The organism is uncultured Lactobacillus sp. (assembly GCF_944327175.1).
In the GTDB taxonomy this organism is placed as follows: Bacteria; Bacillota; Bacilli; order Lactobacillales; family Lactobacillaceae; genus Lactobacillus.
Genome location: NZ_CALVGT010000062.1, coordinates 1 through 3,016, shown reverse-complemented (window position 1 = coordinate 3,016; position 3,016 = coordinate 1). Strand labels below are relative to the sequence as shown.

General features: G+C 51.1%; 3 protein-coding genes. 1 reads left to right on the top strand and 2 read right to left on the bottom strand.

Annotated features, from left to right (window positions below):
- Window positions 1-499, bottom strand: a 499-nt coding sequence (locus Q0J41_RS08385; protein ID WP_296228398.1) for an Rpn family recombination-promoting nuclease/putative transposase, incomplete at its 3' end; no start/stop codon positions are given.
- Window positions 500-594: 95 nt separating this feature from the next.
- Entirely contained in the window at window positions 595-1,521 is a 927-nt protein-coding gene (locus tag Q0J41_RS08380) for a LysR family transcriptional regulator (RefSeq protein WP_296228395.1), read from the bottom strand.
- A gap of 161 nt (window positions 1,522-1,682) precedes the next feature.
- On the opposite strand from Q0J41_RS08380, the gene Q0J41_RS08375 reads away from it, so the two are divergent.
- On the top strand, window positions 1,683-3,016 hold a 1,334-nt coding region (locus Q0J41_RS08375; RefSeq protein WP_296228400.1), incomplete at its 3' end, for an FAD-dependent oxidoreductase.

The window sequence follows — 3,016 nt, the reverse complement described above, 5'->3', positions numbered from 1 at the left end:
CCTCAGTCGTTTCCTTCTTGGCCTGGTCAAGCTTGACCTGGATAAATTGTGGCATTACTTCAGTCATGGTAGTCACCTCGTTCTTATCTCTTTTTTCCAATTTCTTGATTAACTCGTCAAAAGCATGAGTACCCGACAGGGCATTCATCATGTCTAAAAGGAGCATGATATCTTCTACTGACAGCTTTTTGGCGTTTGGGTGGTATTCTTCCCCGACATTGGTCTGGATGAAGTATTCCGCTAGGCAGAAGAAGGCACTCTTGAAACGCTTATCCAGCTCTTTTGCCGACAAGTCGCTGATCCGGTAAAAAGCCTTGATCTGGTAATCACTGATCAGTGGCCGCATTTCTTCGGGCAGCTTCTCCATATTGACACTCCCCAGCAAATTCCGGCTGTAGTTCCAAGCTTTTTTCCCGTAGTATACCACCAGAGTGAGTACGGGGTAGAGCTTTTTGCTCTTAGTTAGCTGGTAGCGGTAGGCCGCGGCATCATAGTTCATCACCCGCGTAGGAGGGCAATTTTTTCCCTCCACTTACTAATACAAGAAAAATGTCAAAAGTTTTTTATTTTTCCCCAAAAATCTCTTTCAGCCAATTATCTGATCTTTTCCTGCAGCTCGGCTGCCTGGAAGGCATCAATCAGGTCCTTTAAGGCTGGCGAGAGGTCAGCGCCGTGGCGGACCCCGATGAAGTAGGTAAGCTTGATCTGGCGGGGGTCAAGGGGGTAGAGGTTGATGGGCAGGTGCTCCAGCCGCTTCAAGATACTGGCTGAGGAGATCGTGAAGCCGGCCCCGTTGACGGACAGGTTGGTGGCCGTGATAACGCTATTGGAGGTCATCCGGATATTTGGCTGCACGCGGAAGTAATGAAATAAACCGTTGACCTGGTGGCGGATGGCGGATTCCCCATTGCTTAAGACAAAAGGCTGCTGGAGCAGCTCCTTAGGGTTGTAAGTTGCCGGATCAAGGATGAATTGGTCTTTGAGATAGTACTTGGAGTTTTCCGGAATCACGATATAGTAGACCTCCCCGCCGTTGATATAAGTATCAATGCCTTGCGCGACGGTTTCCGGCGTCTGCCCCATATAGCAGTCGACGTCCCCGCCCAGCAGCCGGTCTTCGCTGGTGTGGGGGAAGCCTTCAGCGATCTGGATCTTGACCTGGGGGTGTTTTGCCAAAAAGGCAGGCAGGATCTTAGGCAGAAGGAAGGTGCCCAGGCTTTCCAGAATAGCGATCCGGATGACTTCTTCCTGCTGGTTGCTGAAACGCTCCAAGGCGTTGGTGAGCTGGTGGCGCTGGGCGGAAATGTTTTCCAAATACTGGTAGTAGATCTGGCCGGATTTAGTCAAGGTAAAGGGAACCTTGTCCCGGTTGATGATGGTGGTCCCCAGTTTTTTCTCCACCCGCTTGATCAGCTGGGTCAAGTAGGGCTGGGAGATGTAGAGGTGTTCGGCGGCCCGGGTGAAGTTGCTTTCCTTGAGCAGGGTTTCCAGGTAGTTGAGCATGATGTCGGGATCGTTCATTTTCTTTTTTCTCCTCTGTTAAAAAGTCTGCTTTTACGATAACACAAATGTTATTGATTGATAATATTTAAAGTCGTTCATTTTCTCCAGGAATAATATTAGAATTAAGCTATCAAGTAAAGAAAGCGCTGACAAAAAACAAAGGAGCACATATTATGTCAATGAAATCAGGTACTTACAAGGTTAAGGCCAAGGGACACGGTTCATCATTCATGCCAATGGAAGTCACCATTGAAAACGACAAGGTGGCGGACATCACGGTTGACTCAGCGGGCGAAACCAGCGGGATCGCTGATGAAGTTTTCAAGCGCCTGCCAAAGGCTATCATCGACGGGCAAACCTTGAACGTCGATGCCGTTTCCGGGGCTTCAATCTCTTCACAAGGGGTGATCGACGGGGTTGCCGAAGCGATCAATGAAGCCGGCGGGGATGCCGAAGAATGGAAGAAGCGGGACAAGCCTGCTTCTTCAGCCGCCAAGGATGAAGAATACGACACTGACGTGGTTGTCATCGGTGCCGGCGGAGCTGGTCTGGCTGCTGCTACCCGGTCTCTGCAACATGATAAGAAAGTTGTTATCCTGGAAAAGTTCCCGCAACTGGGCGGCAACACTGCCCGGGCCGGCGGTCCAATGAACGCCGCTGAGCCAGACTGGCAAAAGGGCTTCAAGGCCCTGCCAGGTGAAAAGGAAACCTTGCAGGAATTGGCTGAAACGCCAACCAGCGAAATCGACCCGGAATACGTGGCAGACTTCGAAAAGCTGCGTGACCAGATCAAGGCCTACCTTGACTCAGGTGAAGACTACCTCTTTGACTCAGTTCTGCTGCACGAGATTCAAACCTACCTCGGCGGCAAGCGGGTGGACCTCAAGGGCAACGAAATCCACGGCAAGTACGAACTGGTAACGACCTTGGTTAACAATGTCCTGGACTCAGTCAACTGGCTGACCGACTTGGGCGTGAAGTTTGACCGCAGCGACGTAACCATGCCAGTTGGTGCTTTATGGCGCAGAGGCCACAAGCCGGTTGAACCAATGGGCTTTGCCTTCATTCACGTTTTGGGCGACTGGGTTAAGCAGCATGGGGCAACCGTTTTGACTGAAACCCGGGCAAAGCACTTGATCATTGAAGGTGGCAAGGTGACCGGTGTGATCGCGGAAAAGACTGACGGCTCAAAGGTAACTGTCCACGCTAAGAGCGTTATTTTGACGGCCGGTGGTTTCGGGGCCAACACCAAGATGGTGCAAAAGTACAACACTTACTGGACTGAAATCGCTGACGACATCGCTACGACCAACTCACCAGCTATTACTGGTGACGGGATTGCCTTGGGCCAGGAAGCCGGCGCTGCTTTGACGGGGATGGGCTTCATCCAACTCATGCCAGTTTCTGACCCGGTAACCGGGGAACTTTTCACTGGCTTGCAAACTCCGCCTGAAAACTTCATTATGGTTAACCAAAAGGGTGAACGTTTCGTCAACGAATTTGCTGAACGCGA

Bases quoted from the DNA above. Each gene is read 5' to 3' on its own strand.
- Q0J41_RS08380 (WP_296228395.1), bottom strand. From the start codon at position 1,521: ATGAACGATCCCGACATCATGCTCAACTACCTGGAAACCCTGCTCAAG.